Genomic DNA, 16,398 nt, shown 5'->3' with positions numbered 1-16,398 from the left:
TGATACAAAACTCTATTAGGTTTAGAGGTCGTCAAAATGAAACTTACGAATTACACAGATTTCTCATTAAGGGTACTCATTTATTTAGCTTCGAGAGAAAATAATGAACTGTCAAATATTCAGCAGATCGCCGATGTTTATGGCATTTCTAAAAATCATCTGACGAAGGTGATTTATCATCTTGGAAAACGCGGGTATGTGGAAACGATTCGCGGAAGAAATGGCGGGATCAGGCTTGGAAAAAGCCCAGAAAGCATTAATATTGGAGAGGTTGTCCGTTATACAGAGGATGATTTAGTCATGGTTGAATGCTTTGATCCAAAGAAAAACAGCTGCATTATCTCCCCAATTTGTTCATTAAAGCATGTACTTCATGAAGCACTCACTGCTTATTTAAGCGTTCTTGACCGATACACACTAAACGATTTAACACAAAACAAAGATGCTCTCAGAGAGCTCTTGCTTTAAGACGAAAGAATTTTATTCTTTCGTCTTTTTCTTTACCTTCTTGTAATAATAATTTATTTAAAATTATTATAAATAAATATTGACTATCATGTTTGATTCAATATAATTAGGGTATATAGATTGCTAGAAAACACTTTTTTGTTTACAGGAGGAGAAAAGAATGACAAATTCAAATCATAAAAATTTGACAACGAACCAAGGCGTGCCAGTTGGCGATAACCAAAACTCAAGAACAGCTGGTCACCGCGGACCTACCTTTCTTGATGACTATCATTTGATTGAAAAACTTGCACACTTTGACCGTGAACGTATTCCAGAGCGCGTCGTTCATGCAAGAGGCGCCGGCGCTTACGGTGTGTTTGAAGTAGAAAACAGCATGGAGAAACATACAAAAGCAGCCTTCCTAAGTGAAGAAGGAAAACAAACAGACGTTTTTGTTCGCTTCTCTACCGTTATTCATCCGAAAGGTTCACCTGAAACATTGCGTGACCCGCGCGGCTTTGCTGTCAAATTTTATACAGAAGAAGGCAACTATGATCTCGTTGGTAACAACTTGCCGATCTTCTTTATTCGTGATGCATTGAAATTCCCTGATATGGTTCACTCTCTCAAGCCAGATCCTGTAACCAATATTCAAGATCCTGACCGTTATTGGGATTTTATGACCTTAACGCCTGAATCCACTCATATGCTCACATGGCTTTTCTCTGACGAAGGAATCCCTGCAAGCTACGCTGAAATGCGCGGTTCTGGTGTGCATACATTTAGATGGGTGAACAAATACGGCGAAGCAAAATATGTGAAATATCACTGGAGACCTTCTGAAGGTATTCGCAACTTATCTATGGAAGAAGCAGCGGAAATTCAAGCAAACGATTTCCAGCATGCGACAAGAGATTTATATGACCGCATTGAAAAAGGCAACTTCCCAGCATGGGACTTATATGTTCAGCTTATGCCGCTTAGCGATTATGATGACCTTGATTATGATCCATGTGACCCAACAAAAACGTGGAGCGAGGAAGATTACCCGCTTCAAAAAGTAGGACGCATGACACTCAACCGCAATCCTGAGAACTTCTTTGCTGAAACAGAACAGTCTGCTTTCACGCCAAGTGCATTTGTTCCAGGAATTGAGGCATCTGAAGATAAACTGCTTCAAGGCCGTCTGTTCTCATATCCTGATACTCAGCGCCACCGTCTTGGTGCGAACTACATGCGCATTCCGGTGAACTGCCCTTATGCACCTGTACACAATAACCAGCAGGATGGCTTTATGACAACGACTCGTCCAAGCGGTCATATTAACTATGAACCAAACCGTTATGCCGATCAGCCAAAAGAAAACCCTCACTACAAAGAAAGTGAGCCAGTTCTTCACGGTGACCGTATGGTGAGACAAAAAATTGAAAAACCGAACGATTTCAAACAAGCTGGAGAAAAATATCGAAGCTACTCTGAAGAAGAGAAACAAGCATTGATTAAAAACTTAACAGCTGATCTGAAAGATGTTAATGACCAAACAAAATTACTTGCAATCTGCAACTTCTATCGTGCCGATGAAGATTACGGCCAGCGATTAGCGGATTCACTAGGTGTGGATATTCGCGCTTATCTTCAAGGAAGCATGAAATAATCCCATCTCGAAATAAATTGTTTGGACAAAGGGCTAAAATGATCTTTATTTTAGCCCTTTGTCTTTTTTTTACTGAACCCTTTACAAAATAAGGTACTTCTTTATAGTCGAAACACGTTAATACTAATCAAATGACCGGTCACCGGATGAAAATAAATTTCGGCATGTGCGGCAAAGCGAGTTGATCCTTCCTTTACAGTGACGCGAAACACATCTTTTGTCTGCTCATCATTCACTTCTGTCCGGCCAATGTAATGATAATCATTTAAAGCGGCACCTTTATATTCATCTTGCAATGCTGTGTACGCAAGTCTTTCCCAATTTTCAAACGGCTGCACCGCTGCTTTTGATGCAGGATGAATCATCAAACTGCCAAGCAAAACGATTCCTGCTGCAATAAGCATCCACAATTTCGGCTGCATGATATCATTGAACTCACTTTCATATATGTTTTGTTTAGGTTTAACTGGCCGGTCCTTTTTCATACATGAAGCAATTATTCAGCCTATAATTCCCGGTACACGATTGATGCGGACACCAACTTTTCCCCTGAAAAAGTCGATATGATTCGAGCAAACTAATGAGGACTTCTCAAGGGAAAGGAGAAGGTTTAATGAATGTGGCGGATTATGATAAAGCACTTTATTATACGCATCGCTCGCAATGGGATAATTTACTTATTCTTATGGTACGTACGCAAGATGATTTGCTCTCGAAACGTATTGAGCATTTCTTACATGCGTATCAATTTAACCGGAACGATGCAGATGTTGAAAAATGTTTATATGGGCTCCTGCAGTACATTGACCATGCTTCAGAGGCTGCTGCTTCTGAAGTTTATTCACAACCGATGTACACATAAAGAAAAGGGCTAAAATGAATTTTTTAGCCCTTCCCTTTTACATACAATTAGCAGTGCGCTGTGATGGGAAACATAAAGTGGCTCACATGAGATAGACAGCGTTAGAGATTACCTTCCCGTTATTGTACAAAGGAATAAGGAATTTCAATTCATCACTCCCTTTAAAATAAAAAAAGACTTGATGAGCATACACTTATCAAGTCTTTTATGGTTTTTCTATTAGAAATTAGACTGTTCATGCTTCTCTTTTTACGCAAAAGGCACGTCAAATAACCAACATCTTTTTTATTCAATTCATTGAATTGAATATGCGCTTAAAAGTTTTAGCATAACGACTAGATCCCCTTCTGTCATAGCAGCTCTTTCGGCTGATTTTTTTGATAATCCACTGCATACAGAGCCGCTTGGGTTCGATCTGCCAGATCTAATTTTGATAATACATGAGATACGTGCGTTTTGACAGTCTTTTCAGAAATAAACAGCGATGAGGCAATTTCTTTGTTGCTTTTGCCTTTTGCAATCTCAAATAAGACATCTCGCTCTCTATTGGTGAGCTCTTTCATCAATGCCCATTTCTGCTCTTTTGGTTCTGTCAGATGCTGCACGAGAAAGGTTGTGATATGACCATCTAACTGATAGGTGCCATTTTGAACTTCAATCATGGTCGAAAGCAGCTTTTCTGGTGCTACATCCTTTAATTGATAGGCTTTCGCCCCTGCTTGAATGGCGGGAATGACATAATCTTTATCCGCATAGCTTGTCAGGATCACAATGCGGGTGTCCGGCATTTCCAGCGTCATTTGTTTCGTTGCCTCAATGCCATTCATGACAGGCATAGACAAATCCATTAAGACAATGTCAGGCTGAGTTTCTCTGACAACCTCTAATGCCTCTTTCCCATTGGACGCCTCACCAACGATGTCCACATCAGGCTGTGTCTGTAAGAAAAACACAAGCCCTTTTCTCACAATATGATGATCATCTGCAATGACAACTCTCATGACGATCCCTTCCTTTCTTGTGAAAATGGCACTTTTACATGAATCGTAGTTCCTTTACCTAACTCTGAATGGATACAAAATGTACCACCCGCTCTTCGGATGCGGTCAGACATCCCTTTCAGCCCAAGTGAAGGAAGGCTCATCTGCTCGTCATATTGAAAACCTTTTCCGTGGTCAATGATTTTCATCTCCAACGTGTCTTTTGACTGCTCAAGTTTGACCTCGACTTCTTCTACTTCCGCATGTTTTAGACAGTTATTCAGCGCTTCTTGACATACACGAAACAAAGTTTCATTGTGAGAATGATCCATTTCTATACAGCCTGATAAAGATAAAGTGCAGCGTAATCCTAAAAGCTGTGCATACTCTTCAATTGCTGTCGTAAACCCTTTTTCAAGGCCTCTTGGTCTCAGCTGCCAAATGAGTGACCGCATTTCAATCAGAGCATCTTGTGACAAATGCTGTATAAAATCAATCATTTCCCCTAGATTGTGATCGCTTGTCATTTGCCTTGCAGCCTTAGCAGTCAGACTGACAGAGAACAGCATTTGGTTGACAGAATCATGCAAGTCCTGTGCGAGCCGGTTTCTTTCTTCCAGAAGTGCGTGCTGCTGTTCATTTTGTACAAGCTTCATCCGCTGAATGGCGGTGCCAATTTGAAGTGCAATGCTTTCAAGCAAATTCAGCTCTTCTTGCGTAAACGTAACTTTTCCTTTTGCCGCCACATTTAATAAGCCGAATGTCCGCTTACACGCTTTTAGCGGTACGGTCGCATGATGAGTAATTCCTTCTGTATCCCCGAGCTTTTCTTCAATTGCCGTTTCAATCCGTTTGCAGTTAATAATATTTGTGGCTGATTGCAGCGAGCCTTTTGTGTATCGGTTGATGCAATAACAATCATTTTGACACATGAGCTGTTTTTGATGCTTTGCGAGGGCTTCAGGTAAGGAAACCTCTGCCATCAGTTCATATGACCCGTCTTTTTCTATAAAATAAATCCATGCTGAATGAAAGCCTGTCACATCCATCAGCATATGGAGCACTTCATGGAGCGTTTCTTTCATTTCCATGCCTTCATTAAGCTTTTCAGCAATTTCTTTTAACGTTTTTAATGTTTCAACCTTCTCTTGGTATTCTCCCATACTGTTTACCCCCGGCATTTGCAGCCATCACTTCTCATTACGCTCATTATACCATGAGCCCCCTCGTCGCTCTTTCTCCAAAAGAATGATTTCTTCTCATCCTTTTGGCTGAGAAAAAAGCCATCATGCATTCACACACGATGGCCTTGTCTTTCGTTATTTCGCTGTTTCTTCCACAATCTCATAAACGACTTTCATCACTTCTTCTGACAAATGCTTTAACTTTTCTTCACTATCTGTTAAAGACGTGCCTTTGACTGCAATATAAAATTTCACTTTAGGCTCAGTGCCGGAAGGTCTTAAGCAGAACCACGAACCATCCTCAAGGAAATATTTCAGCACATTTGATGCTGGCAGGTGAATGGTTTCCTCTTTCTTTTCAGCCACAAGTTGTCTTTGACTTGATTGGTAATCCTCAATCACTGTGATGCGCTGCCCTGCGATGGCAGCTGGCGGATTTGTTCTAAAGGTATGAAGGATCGCTGAAATCTGCTCTGCTCCTTCTTTTCCTTTTAAGGTTAACGACTTTAATCCTTCCCGGTAAAATCCAAACTGCTTGAAAATATCGACAAGCGCATCGTACAAGGACTTGCCCTGCTTTTTATAGAAAGCAGCGACTTCAACGGCTAAAAGTGCCGCTTGCACCGCATCTTTATCTCGGGCAAAGTCACCGATCAAATAGCCATAGCTCTCTTCATAACCAAATTGAAACGTGTATTCTCCGCTCTTTTCAAACTGTTTAATTTTTTCTCCAATAAATTTAAAGCCTGTGAGTGTGTCTATCGTGTCGGCACCAAAAGCTGATGCTACAGCACGCCCAAGCTCACTTGTGACAATGGTTTTCATCACAACGGGACGAGGCGGCAGCTGACCCAGCTTTTGTTTTTCAGATAATAAATAATGGAGCAGCAGGGCGCCTGTCTGGTTGCCTGTTAAGACGGTAAATTCTCCTTCGTGATCTCTGACCGCAATGCCTAACCTGTCAGCATCTGGGTCTGTGGCAATAAGGATATCTGCATTTTGTTTTTCACCAAGCTTGATGGCGTACTCAAATGCGGCATGCTCCTCTGGATTCGGCGAGGTCACTGTTGAGAATTGTGGATCTGGTTTTTCCTGCTCAGGCACAACAGTGACATGCTGATATCCAAGAGCCTGCAGCCCGTTTCTGACAGGGTGATTGGCTGTCCCATGAAGCGGAGTAAACACGACTTTGACATCGACCTCATGTGCCAGCTCAGGGTGCACACTGATGGTTTTTAGTTTTTCAATATAAGCATGGTCGATTTCTTCTCCGATTATTTTGATCAGCCCTTGCTGTTTCAACGTTTCTTCAGAATCAACGGAAATCGCCAGTTCATTTTCAATTGCATCTACTTCTTGAATGACTTGATCTGCTTCAAATGGAGGCAGCTGCCCGCCATCTTCACCATACACTTTATAGCCATTATATTCTGGTGGATTATGACTTGCTGTCACGACGATTCCAGCAAATGCACGCAGCTCACGAACCGCAAAAGAGAGCTCTGGTGTCGGACGCAATTCATCAAATACATACGTTTGAATGCCTTGTGAAGCAAGTGTTTTGGCTGCTTCCATCGCAAATTCAGGCGATTTATGGCGTGAATCATATGCAATGGCGACGCCTCTATTTTTTGCATCCTCTCCATGTTTCGCAATATACGCAGCAAGACCTGCTGATGCTTTACGAACAGTGTACACATTCATTCGGTTCGTGCCTGCACCAATCTCACCGCGCATTCCTCCAGTGCCGAACTCAAGGTTTTTGTAGAAACAGTCTTCAAGTGTCTGGTGGTCATCTTGATGCGTCTCCAGCCATTCCTTTAGTTCAGTATCCAGGTGCTTCTCATTGATCCATCGCTCATAATTCGTCTTCCAACTCATGGTCGTCCTCCCCAGCTCTTATCATCAATAAAATAACATCTACTGTTATTTTATATGGAATCACCCTTTATGTCATGCTATATCATTAGCAGTTGGAAAAAATGTTGCACAAATAAAAAAAGCCGATACATGATCGGCTTTCAGATTGTTGACAAAGGGCTAAAATGATCTTGCTTTAACCCTTTGTCTTCTTTTTATTCTGCATCAAGCGGTACGACTGCTTCATGGAATAGTTGATCTAATTCTGTTTGATGTTTCTGTTTTGCTGCTTCATCCCAGCCAAAACGCTCTGCCATGTAATCAACAACAGGCTGTGCGTATTTTTTTGCCCAATTGATATTAAATAATAGGCTTCCTGTTCTTCTTAAGAAGAAATCGACAGGTGTTACAGCTAGTTCTTCTTCGATCGCATAGACAAGCTCTGCCAGCACATATGCTGGAATGTTTCGTTTGTCTGCTTCCCCTTGAAGCTGCTCTACTCGTTTGTACACACTGCTGACGTTTGAACCATATTTTTCAGCTAGTTTTTGTGCAATCGGTTCTGTTAAACCAACAGATGCGCCTTCTGCTGTTTTCGCTTGAACAAAGGCTGCCATGTTTTTAGATCCGCCTACATGGCCGCCTGAGATTGGCATATGTTTTGTTTTACATGGTCCGTAATCTTTGCCCGTTTCTTGTTTCAATCCATCACGTACTAGATCGACAATATGCTCAGCCATTTTACGGTAGCCTGTTAATTTACCGCCAGCAATGGTGATTAAGCCTGAAGATGATGTCCACACTTCATCCTTACGAGAAATTTCTGAAGGATCTTTACCCTCTTCATGAATGAGCGGACGAAGACCGGCCCAGTTGGATTCTACATCTTTTTCTGTAATATTGAGATCAGGGAACATGTACTGAATCGCTTGGATGACATAGTCACGATCGGCTTTTGTCATACGTGGATGCTCCAGCTGTTTTTTGTACACTGTATCTGTTGTTCCAACGTACGTTTTGCCTTCTCTTGGAATGGCAAAGACCATCCGTTTATCCGGCGTGTCAAAGTAAATCGCTTGTTTTAATGGGAAGACCGATTGGTCAAATACTAAGTGAATTCCTTTTGTATGCTGTAAGTGTTTTCCTTCTTTTGAGTGGTCCTTGTCTCTCAGCTGATCTACCCATGGACCTGTCGCATTGACGATCTTCTTCGCATACACATCGTATGTTTTCTGCGTCATGACATCTTCAATGACAACACCAACCACTTTGCCTTTATCATAAATAAATTCTTTTACTTTCGCATAGTTGACCGCTTCCGCTCCGAATTTCACAGCCTCTTTCATGACTTCGATTGTGAGGCGTGCATCATCTGTACGGTATTCAACATAGTAGCCGCCGCCTTTTAAGCCGTCCTTTTTGACAAGCGGTTCTTTTTCAAGTGTTTCTTTGACACTTAGCATGCTTCTGCGTTCGCTATGCTTTACGCCAGCTAAAAAGTCATACACTCTCAGTCCAATAGAGGTTGAAAACTTACCAAATGTCCCGCCTTTATGCATCGGAAGAAGCATCCATTCTGGCGTTGTCACATGAGGACCATTTTCGTATACAATGGCACGCTCTTTACCGACCTCTGCGACCATTTTCACTTCAAATTGTTTTAAATAACGAAGCCCGCCGTGCACTAGTTTCGTTGAGCGGCTAGACGTACCTGCTGCGAAATCCTGCATTTCTGCAAGACCGACACGCATTCCGCGTGAAGCCGCGTCAAGTGCTGTACCAGCGCCTGTTATACCCCCACCAATGATAAACACATCATATGGTTTTTTTGTCATTCCCTGCAGCATTTGTTCTCTTTCTAAGCTAGAAAAAGTCATCTCTTGTTCCTCCCATGTTGTACGGTAAAGAAAAAGAGACCGCAAACACCCAAAGCGTATTTCTACACTTCGGTGCCTGCGGTCTCTCCAGTTCTCCAACCGTTCTATTAACTTACTTGAAGTATACCATACTTTTGGTTTATTTGAAAGCTTGAGCTGCTTTTACAGCCTTTTTCCACCCGCTGTATAACGAGTCACGGCTGTCCTCTTCCATTTTAGGGTCAAAGCGCTTGTCAAGGTTCCATTGTTTTGCAATGTCTGAACGGTCGTTCCAGAAGCCAACTGCTATTCCCGCAAGATAGGCCGCACCGAGTGCCGTCGTTTCATTAATTTCTGGACGCTCTACTGGTACATCCAGCAAATCACTTTGGAAGCCCATTAAGAAATCATTCTTTACAGCCCCGCCATCCACACGCAAAGTTTTTAATGAGATGTTTGAATCCTTTTCCATCGCATCTAAAACATCCTTTGTTTGATAAGCAAGTGATTCTAACGTTGCACGGACAAAGTGCTCTTTAGAAGTACCGCGTGTTAATCCGAATACAGCGCCTCTGACATCACTGTCCCAGTATGGTGTGCCTAGACCAACGAATGCCGGCACGACATATACGCCCTCTGTTGACTCAACGCGCTCCGCATAGGCTTCGCTGTCTTTTGAGTCTTTAAACATTCTCAGTCCGTCGCGCAGCCACTGAATCGCTGAACCAGCTACGAAAATACTTCCTTCTAAAGCATATTCAACTTTACCGTCAATGCCCCATGCAATTGTCGTTAATAAACCATGATCCGACTTAATTGCTTTTTCCCCTGTATTCATCAACATAAAACATCCTGTGCCATACGTGTTCTTCGCCATTCCTTCTTCAAAGCAAGCCTGACCGAATAGTGCAGACTGCTGGTCTCCCGCCGCTCCTGCAATCGGGATATTTCTGCCGAAGAAGTGATAGTCTGTTGTTTCACCATAGATGTGTGAAGATGGTTTCACCTCTGGAAGCATAGAAGCAGGTACGCCAAGGATCTCAAGTAATTCTTCATCCCATTTCAGATCGTAAATGTTGAACATTAACGTTCTTGACGCGTTGGAGTAATCTGTGACGTGTGATTGACCGCCTGTCATCTTCCAAATGAGCCATGTATCAATTGTGCCAAACAGCAAGTCGCCATTTTCTGCTTTCTCACGAGCACCTTCTACATTGTCTAAAATCCATTTTACTTTTGTCCCTGAGAAATAAGCATCAATGAGAAGACCTGTTTTATTTCTAAACGTTTCATTGTGTCCTTGCGCTTTTAACTCTTCACAAATGCCCGACGTTTGTCTAGACTGCCAAACAATTGCATTATAAACGGGTGCGCCTGTATGTTTATCCCAAACAACAGCTGTCTCACGCTGGTTCGTAATTCCGATACCGGCGATCTGATCTGCTTCAATGCCTGATTCAATTAAAGCAGTTGAAATAACAGATAGAACAGAGCTCCAAATTTCATTTGCATTATGTTCTACCCAGCCTGGGTTCGGAAAATATTGATTAAATTCCTTCTGAGCTGTATGTGCAATTTTGCCTTCTTGATCAAATAAGATCGCTCTTGAGCTTGTTGTCCCTTGATCTAAAGCAAGAATATATTTTTCTTTTGCCATGGTGTTTTCCTCCCCTTACATACTTTCATTTACAGCATTTGTTTGATTTTTCGTAGAGACATAGAGTCCTAACAATACCACAACTAAAATAACGCTTACAATCCAAAAGGCTGGTGTGATGTTCGCTTTAAAGGCTGCATTGTAGAAAACACCGCCAAATGCGCCGCCTAAAATTGGACCAACGACTGGCACCCAAGCATACTTCCAATTCGATGGACCTTTACCTGGAATCGGCAGAATCGCATGTGCAATTCTCGGACCTAAATCACGTGCAGGATTGATTGCATAACCAGTTGTTCCGCCTAAAGAAAGACCAATTGCGACAATTAAGAATCCAACAATCAGCGGATTGATTCCGTCTGCGAATTTATTTGCACCAATCGCTAAGATTCCTAGAACCAATACAAATGTACCGATGACTTCACTAAGTACGTTTGCAAAAGTATGCGGAATCGCAGGACCAGTTGAGAATACACCCAGCTTTGCACCTGGATCGTCTGTTGCTTTCCAGTGCGGTAAGTAATGTAAAAAGACAATAATAGCTCCTATTAATGCGCCAAGCATTTGACCGGCAATATACATTGGTACATCAGCCCAAGGAAAACTTCCTTCTAGCGCAAGCCCAATTGTTAGTGCTGGATTCAAATGTGCACCGCTGATTCCACCTGTTGCATAAGCTGCTATGGCTACTGCAAATCCCCATCCGAAAGCGATTACAATCCAGCCGGACTGATATGCGAGCGATTTCTTTAAATTGACTGCCGCACATACACCGCCTCCAAAAATAATGAGAAGCATTGTACCTACGACTTCACCCCAAAATGGTGTCATGAAAATTCCTCCTCTGGTTCAGTTGCCATCCCCTATGAATGTGTAAAAAAAGATAAAGAAAAAAGATCCACAACAAACATACTTTACATCAGGGTCATTTGTCACCTAGTAAAGCGCTGTTGTGGATCTCCGTTTCTCCATCACATGATATTAACTTAGTGCTATAGTATCAGAGGATGAAAACGTTGTCAATCAATTTTCACATTTTATCTTTTTCACTTTTGGAACGCTTTCCAAAGGGCTGTATTCGATGTTGTCACAGCTGTAGCTCCCGCTTCAAGCGCTCTTTCTACATCTTCTTTTGTACGGATAAACCCCCCTGCAAATATTGGAATCCCAGCTCGCTCGCGCACTTCTGTAATTAAATCCGGCACAACCCCTGGCAATACTTCAATAAAATCTGGGCGGTGTTTTCCTACGAACTCCATGCTTTTTTCCATCGCACTTGTATCAAGTAAAAACATTCGCTGAATGGCATATACCTTTTTTTGCTTGGCTTTTACTATGACAGAAGACCTAGTAGAAATAATTCCTGCCGGCTTCATTTCCTGACAAATAAATTCCGTTCCATACTCATCATGTTTGATCCCATGAATGAGATCGACATGGACAAACATTTTTTTATGATGGGCATTTGCCTCATTCATAATGCCCTTTAGCCGGCCTAAATGCACATCAAGTAAGACCCCATATGTAAATGGACTTTTTAAAAATTCCTCAAATTGCTTAATATTGCGAACAGCAGGTAGAATGGGTTGATCATGAAAACTCATATGCCGTCTCCTTCTAAAGTGTATTGGTTCAGTCTTCTCCTAACAGTAATAGAATCTCTTCTATTTTTCAATACACCTAGTGTATCCAATGACGATTTCACTTAATGTATGTGCTCTTCCCATAGAAAAAAGCAGAGAAATCTCTCTGCTATAACTGTGCCATGCTTTCTTTTAGCGTGTTGATAATAAATGAAGCGTCTTCGTCTGTTATATTTAGCGGGGGTGCAAGCTGGGCAACGTTATTATAACCGGCAACCGTATCACCATTTTTCCCGATGATCAGTCCGCGTTTTTTACATTCTGCAATCAATTGACCGACAACCTGTGGATCAGCTGGTTTTTTGGACTGTTGATCCTGGACAAGCTCAATGCCAAACAGCAGACCTTTTCCTCTGACATCACCGACATATGGATGCTCTTTTAACTCTTGTAAACGTTCAAGCATGTCTTGCCCAAGCGTGTCAGACCGTTCTACTAATTTCTCGTTTTCCATGAGCTCTAGGTTCGCTAGGGCAACCGCACAGGAAGCAGGGTGACCGCCAAATGTATTTACATGGCGCAGCCTGTCATACGTATCTTCCCCTGCATAGGCTTCATAGATTTCTCGTTTCACGCACGTTGCAGAAAGAGGTAAATAGCCGCTTGTGATCCCTTTTGCCATTGTGATGATATCCGGCTTTACATCTTCATGCATAAAACCAAACCGCTTCCCTGTCCGGCCAAAGCCGCAGATAACCTCATCCACAATGAGAAGCGCTCCATGAGCCTCACAGATGTCTTTGACCTTCTTCAAATACCCTTTTGGCGGCATTAAGATACCGCCGCCTGTAATAATCGGTTCCATAATGACCCCAGCAATGGTCTCACTTAGTTCCCACGTCATGGCTTGATCGATTGCCGCTGCACTTGCCAAAGTCTCTTGATCCTCAGGATGACGATACATATCAGGCGGTGCGACATGGATAAAGCCTTGACCTAATGGCTCATATTTATATTTACGCTGCGCCTGCCCCGTTGCAGCAAGAGCTGCTGCGGTATTACCGTGATACGACCGATACCTGGAGATGAACTTTGTTCTTGTGCTCTCTCCTTTTTGCGCATGATATTGTTTGGCGATCTTAAAAGCGGCTTCATTGGCTTCAGAACCGCTGTTAGAAAAGAAGATGACATAGTCCCCGCCAAGCCATTCATTTAGCTTTTCAGCCAGCTGAATCGCTGGCACATGGCTTTGCGTCAGCGGATAGTAAGGCATTGTATTTAGCTGCTCATATGCCGCTTCTGCAAGCTCTTTTCTGCCATAACCGGCATTTACACACCAAAGACCTGACATCCCGTCTAAATAGCGATTCCCATGAATATCAGTCACCCATGCGCCTTCTGCCTTGTGAATGACCATGCTTTCATTTTCCTTGTTTGTCCCTTTCATATGATGCCAGATCAACTGATCATCTTTCGCCTGAAGATTTTGAGCCTGCTCATGTATTTTCATCTTCCCGACCCCCATGTATCCGTTTTCATCATTAAAGAAGCTTAAACCGGTTCAGCAGCACATTGCCCTTCTATTCATTATATGGCTGAAAAGGGAGGCATATGAAACTGAAACTAGGCCGCCCGTAAGAGAGAACCAGCCATTACTTTCATTATAAAAAAGGGGCCGGGCCCATTACATTAGACAGATCGTCAACTGATTGAAAAGAACCATAAGACACACTACTCGGATGCTTAGCAAATCTAACACACCTCGTTAACGGTCATTTCCTTGCAGGAATTCATATGCAAGAATCGCAAATTCAAGCGCCTGTCTTTTCGGTGCCTGCATCATATCCTCGCCAAGCAATGCATGCAGTTTATCTAGTCTATGATAAAGCGTCTGCCTGACAATATAGAGCTGGCTTGCAGTTTCCTTTTTAGAACCGTTTGTCTGTAAAAAGATATTCAGCGTTTGATAAAGTCTTCCGCTATTTTGCTTATCATATAAAATGACAGGCTCCAAATACTCTTTCACCATACATTCAAGCAGTCCGCTTTCCTTCATGACAGGCATGAGACGGAGCATATGCAAATCTTGATAAAATGGGCTTTCCACACGCTGGGGCATCACTTTCTTTAAATGCAGCACTTCTTTGGCTGCTTGAAAGCTTTTTCTCATATGCTGAAACTGTTCACAATATGGACCTATGCCAAAATTGATCACAGTTCCGCGGGGCTGCTCCCGATCATACAATTGTTTGATGTCACTCGCAGCCTTTTCTGCACGCTCTTTCCAGTCCTCCTTCTTTCTCGTGTTCAATAAAATAAACAAGGTTTGTCCTTGATGCTCATACGGAATCAAGTGGAAACCCGCACGCTGAAAGATAGAGCGGCAAGATACGAGAAAATAAAGATTTCCTGCGATTTCTTCGATTTGATGATGCTTTTGAAAGAGCATCACCACACAGCCGGTTGGCTTTTTCAATCCTTCTGTTTCTTCAAGATGCTCTAAAATATCTCTTTCTGTATGCTCTTCTTGGAACCATTTTTGCAGCCATTCGTTCTCTTTTGTCTTCTTCAGCTCTTCTGTATAAAGCTCTCTTAGCGTTTGCTGGGCAAGAGCATTTGCCCCTTTATCCATTACGAGCAGTTCGAATTCTGAGAGTGTGTTTGTTTGATGAATGAGCACAAGGTCTGCAAATGTCTGCTTGAGTGCAAGCACTTCTTTTTTGGTCACTTCGTATCCTTTTGGCAAGGAAGCAAACTGTAAATAATTCATGACCAGCTCTTCGGTTTGTTTGGAGGAATCACATAAAATAATCGGCTCCCCCTGAACAGGAATGAGTAAAAGAATGCCCCTTACGTGCTGATACACTTGATCCAAAATATCCATCTGCGGATGCGGAGTCAGCAAAAGCTCATTCAGCTTTGATGACAGTGCTTCTAAATCAGCCATCATTTGATACTGGCGTTCAATCATCATCGTATGGAGATGCTGTGTGATGTTGACGAATTTCACTTCTTTTGTAAACAAAATCAGCGGAAAATCTCTTTCTTCTGCATACGCTATCAGTTCTTCCGGCACATCGAATCTGAGCGGAACAAATTCAATACACAAGCCTGCCGCACCAGAATCGATCAGCTGTTTTAAAAATGCTTGAAACACATCCAATTGATCATGAAAGCCTGCGGCAGTTGTTAGTATAAGCTCTCCCCCATTTAACAAATCTTCTACAGCAGGCACTTCTAACACATGGACCCATTTGACCTGCCGAAACAATCCCTTTTCTCCTGCTAACACTTTTGCATGGGCAAAATACTTTGTTTTCAACACATCACTCACTTGAAAATGAACATCTGCATTCACTGAAATGTCCCCCTTTGTTTGCCGTCCATCCCCTATCCCAGAGGGTGCATAGATAAAATCCATAATATAACTGGTAATGTCACGATACTTAAAACGGTACTGAGAAATGTCGTGCTTGAGACAAACTCAGGCTTCGTTCGAAATTGTACAGCCATCAGCGTGGTATTTGCTGCTGTCGGCATGGCTGCAACTAAGATCATAATTTGTTTCACTAGATCATCTACCGGTAAAATGAGTGTAAAACCAAATGCGATGAGTGGTGAGATAAACAGCTTCAGCAATACAGCATAAGAAATATGACGATAATCCACTTGCTTAAAAGAAATGACGGCGAGCTGCATGCCTAAAATAAGCATAATCGTTGGTATGGCGGCATCCCCCACAAGCTGGACACCCGTCATCACCTCTTTAGGTAATGAAAGATCAATCAGCTGAAATAATAGACCGAGGAGTGCCCCATATGCAACCGGCATACGCAGCACTTTTTTCAGCACAACCTTTCCATCTCCTGCATCCTCCCCGCCCTTTGCTGCATAATACATACCGATTGTACTCATGACAAGCTGCTGCAGCACCATTAAAACGATGGCTATATCTAAACCAGCTGCTCCGAAGACAAGCAGGACAACGGGCGTACCGTAATTCCCATTGTTCATAAATGCTGACGACAGAATCATGGCACAATACATTTCATTCGAATAACCATAAATACGAGATAAAATAAAAACACATAAAACAAGCGAAAGACAGAGTCCGACAACAAAAATAGATAGATACACATAGTCCATCGATACTTTGTTTTGATAAAAGGTTTCAAACGCAAGAAATGGTGACATTAAATATAAAGACATTGATGAGAGCGTATGTATGTCAAAACCAATGGCCTTCTGTCCAATATACCCGATAAGAAAGATACCGAACACTGGCAGTAAGACAAGTAAAAACTCCATGCTG

General features: G+C 42.3%; 14 protein-coding genes. 3 read left to right on the top strand and 11 right to left on the bottom strand.

What is annotated here, in order from left to right; all coding sequences use genetic code 11:
* Window positions 1–36: 36 nt before the first annotated feature.
* Window positions 37–468 carry an Rrf2 family transcriptional regulator gene (locus tag M1D81_RS04735; RefSeq protein WP_024425294.1) on the top strand — a complete coding sequence of 144 codons (432 nt, stop codon included), beginning with the start codon at window positions 37–39 and terminating at the stop codon, window positions 466–468.
* Between the two features lie 160 nt (window positions 469–628).
* Window positions 629–2,104 carry a catalase gene (locus M1D81_RS04730; protein ID WP_024425295.1) on the top strand — a complete coding sequence of 492 codons (1,476 nt, stop codon included), beginning with the start codon at window positions 629–631 and terminating at the stop codon, window positions 2,102–2,104.
* Window positions 2,105–2,205: 101 nt separating this feature from the next.
* On the opposite strand, the gene M1D81_RS04725 is transcribed toward M1D81_RS04730, so the two are convergent.
* Window positions 2,206–2,526: a YqzG/YhdC family protein gene (locus M1D81_RS04725; RefSeq protein ID WP_456265484.1), complete on the bottom strand. Its 321-nt coding sequence runs from the start codon at window positions 2,524–2,526 to the stop codon at window positions 2,206–2,208.
* 191 nt (window positions 2,527–2,717) lie between these two features.
* Between M1D81_RS04725 and M1D81_RS04720 the strand changes: the two genes are divergently transcribed.
* On the top strand, window positions 2,718–2,966 hold the full coding sequence (locus tag M1D81_RS04720) for a YhdB family protein (protein ID WP_024426598.1): 249 nt from the start codon (window positions 2,718–2,720) through the stop codon (window positions 2,964–2,966).
* Window positions 2,967–3,316: 350 nt separating this feature from the next.
* Here M1D81_RS04720 and M1D81_RS04715 read toward each other — a convergent pair whose 3' ends face one another.
* From M1D81_RS04715 to M1D81_RS04670, 10 genes are all read right to left on the bottom strand, one after another.
* A complete protein-coding gene (locus M1D81_RS04715) occupies window positions 3,317–3,967 on the bottom strand; it encodes a response regulator (RefSeq protein WP_456265485.1) in 651 nt (216 codons plus the stop codon).
* Window positions 3,964–5,109 (bottom strand): GAF domain-containing sensor histidine kinase, encoded by a 1,146-nt coding sequence (locus M1D81_RS04710; RefSeq protein ID WP_456265486.1) that lies wholly within the window; start codon window positions 5,107–5,109, stop codon window positions 3,964–3,966. The genes M1D81_RS04715 and M1D81_RS04710 overlap by 4 nt, the downstream gene beginning before the upstream one ends.
* A 156-nt stretch (window positions 5,110–5,265) precedes the next feature.
* Window positions 5,266–7,011: a phospho-sugar mutase gene (locus tag M1D81_RS04705; RefSeq protein ID WP_456265487.1), complete on the bottom strand. Its 1,746-nt coding sequence runs from the start codon at window positions 7,009–7,011 to the stop codon at window positions 5,266–5,268.
* A 194-nt stretch (window positions 7,012–7,205) separates the two neighbouring features.
* A complete protein-coding gene (glpD, locus tag M1D81_RS04700) occupies window positions 7,206–8,867 on the bottom strand; it encodes a glycerol-3-phosphate dehydrogenase (RefSeq protein ID WP_456265488.1) in 1,662 nt (553 codons plus the stop codon).
* Between the two features lie 139 nt (window positions 8,868–9,006).
* Window positions 9,007–10,503 (bottom strand): glycerol kinase GlpK, encoded by a 1,497-nt coding sequence (glpK, locus tag M1D81_RS04695; protein ID WP_286099007.1) that lies wholly within the window; start codon window positions 10,501–10,503, stop codon window positions 9,007–9,009.
* A 15-nt stretch (window positions 10,504–10,518) separates the two neighbouring features.
* On the bottom strand, window positions 10,519–11,334 hold the full coding sequence (locus M1D81_RS04690; protein WP_024425303.1) for an MIP/aquaporin family protein: 816 nt from the start codon (window positions 11,332–11,334) through the stop codon (window positions 10,519–10,521).
* 215 nt (window positions 11,335–11,549) lie between these two features.
* Window positions 11,550–12,107 carry a glycerol-3-phosphate responsive antiterminator gene (locus M1D81_RS04685; RefSeq protein ID WP_456265489.1) on the bottom strand — a complete coding sequence of 186 codons (558 nt, stop codon included), beginning with the start codon at window positions 12,105–12,107 and terminating at the stop codon, window positions 11,550–11,552.
* 148 nt (window positions 12,108–12,255) lie between these two features.
* On the bottom strand, window positions 12,256–13,596 hold the full coding sequence (locus M1D81_RS04680; RefSeq protein ID WP_456265490.1) for an aminotransferase: 1,341 nt from the start codon (window positions 13,594–13,596) through the stop codon (window positions 12,256–12,258).
* A 255-nt stretch (window positions 13,597–13,851) separates the two neighbouring features.
* Window positions 13,852–15,444 (bottom strand): PucR family transcriptional regulator, encoded by a 1,593-nt coding sequence (locus M1D81_RS04675; protein WP_456265491.1) that lies wholly within the window; start codon window positions 15,442–15,444, stop codon window positions 13,852–13,854.
* Between the two features lie 32 nt (window positions 15,445–15,476).
* Entirely contained in the window at window positions 15,477–16,394 is a 918-nt protein-coding gene (locus tag M1D81_RS04670) for an AEC family transporter (RefSeq protein WP_456265492.1), read from the bottom strand.
* Between the last annotated feature and the right edge of the window lie 4 nt (window positions 16,395–16,398).

This window comes from Bacillus sp. JZ105 (assembly GCF_053903125.1).
The sequence above is the reverse complement of the archived record's forward strand: the minus strand, read 5'-3'. Positions and strand labels throughout refer to the sequence as shown.

Excerpts from the sequence above, each read along its gene's own strand:
- M1D81_RS04735 (WP_024425294.1), top strand. The coding sequence starts at position 37 with ATGAAACTTACGAATTACACAGATTTCTCATTAAGGGTACTCATTTAT.
- M1D81_RS04730 (WP_024425295.1), top strand. The coding sequence starts at position 629 with ATGACAAATTCAAATCATAAAAATTTGACAACGAACCAAGGCGTGCCA.
- M1D81_RS04725 (WP_456265484.1), bottom strand. The coding sequence starts at position 2,526 with ATGCAGCCGAAATTGTGGATGCTTATTGCAGCAGGAATCGTTTTGCTT.
- M1D81_RS04720 (WP_024426598.1), top strand. The coding sequence starts at position 2,718 with ATGAATGTGGCGGATTATGATAAAGCACTTTATTATACGCATCGCTCG.
- M1D81_RS04715 (WP_456265485.1), bottom strand. The coding sequence starts at position 3,967 with ATGAGAGTTGTCATTGCAGATGATCATCATATTGTGAGAAAAGGGCTT.
- M1D81_RS04710 (WP_456265486.1), bottom strand. The coding sequence starts at position 5,109 with ATGGGAGAATACCAAGAGAAGGTTGAAACATTAAAAACGTTAAAAGAA.
- M1D81_RS04705 (WP_456265487.1), bottom strand. The coding sequence starts at position 7,011 with ATGAGTTGGAAGACGAATTATGAGCGATGGATCAATGAGAAGCACCTG.
- glpD (WP_456265488.1), bottom strand. The coding sequence starts at position 8,867 with ATGACTTTTTCTAGCTTAGAAAGAGAACAAATGCTGCAGGGAATGACA.
- glpK (WP_286099007.1), bottom strand. The coding sequence starts at position 10,503 with ATGGCAAAAGAAAAATATATTCTTGCTTTAGATCAAGGGACAACAAGC.
- M1D81_RS04690 (WP_024425303.1), bottom strand. The coding sequence starts at position 11,334 with ATGACACCATTTTGGGGTGAAGTCGTAGGTACAATGCTTCTCATTATT.
- M1D81_RS04685 (WP_456265489.1), bottom strand. The coding sequence starts at position 12,107 with ATGAGTTTTCATGATCAACCCATTCTACCTGCTGTTCGCAATATTAAG.
- M1D81_RS04680 (WP_456265490.1), bottom strand. The coding sequence starts at position 13,596 with ATGAAAATACATGAGCAGGCTCAAAATCTTCAGGCGAAAGATGATCAG.
- M1D81_RS04670 (WP_456265492.1), bottom strand. The coding sequence starts at position 16,394 with ATGGAGTTTTTACTTGTCTTACTGCCAGTGTTCGGTATCTTTCTTATC.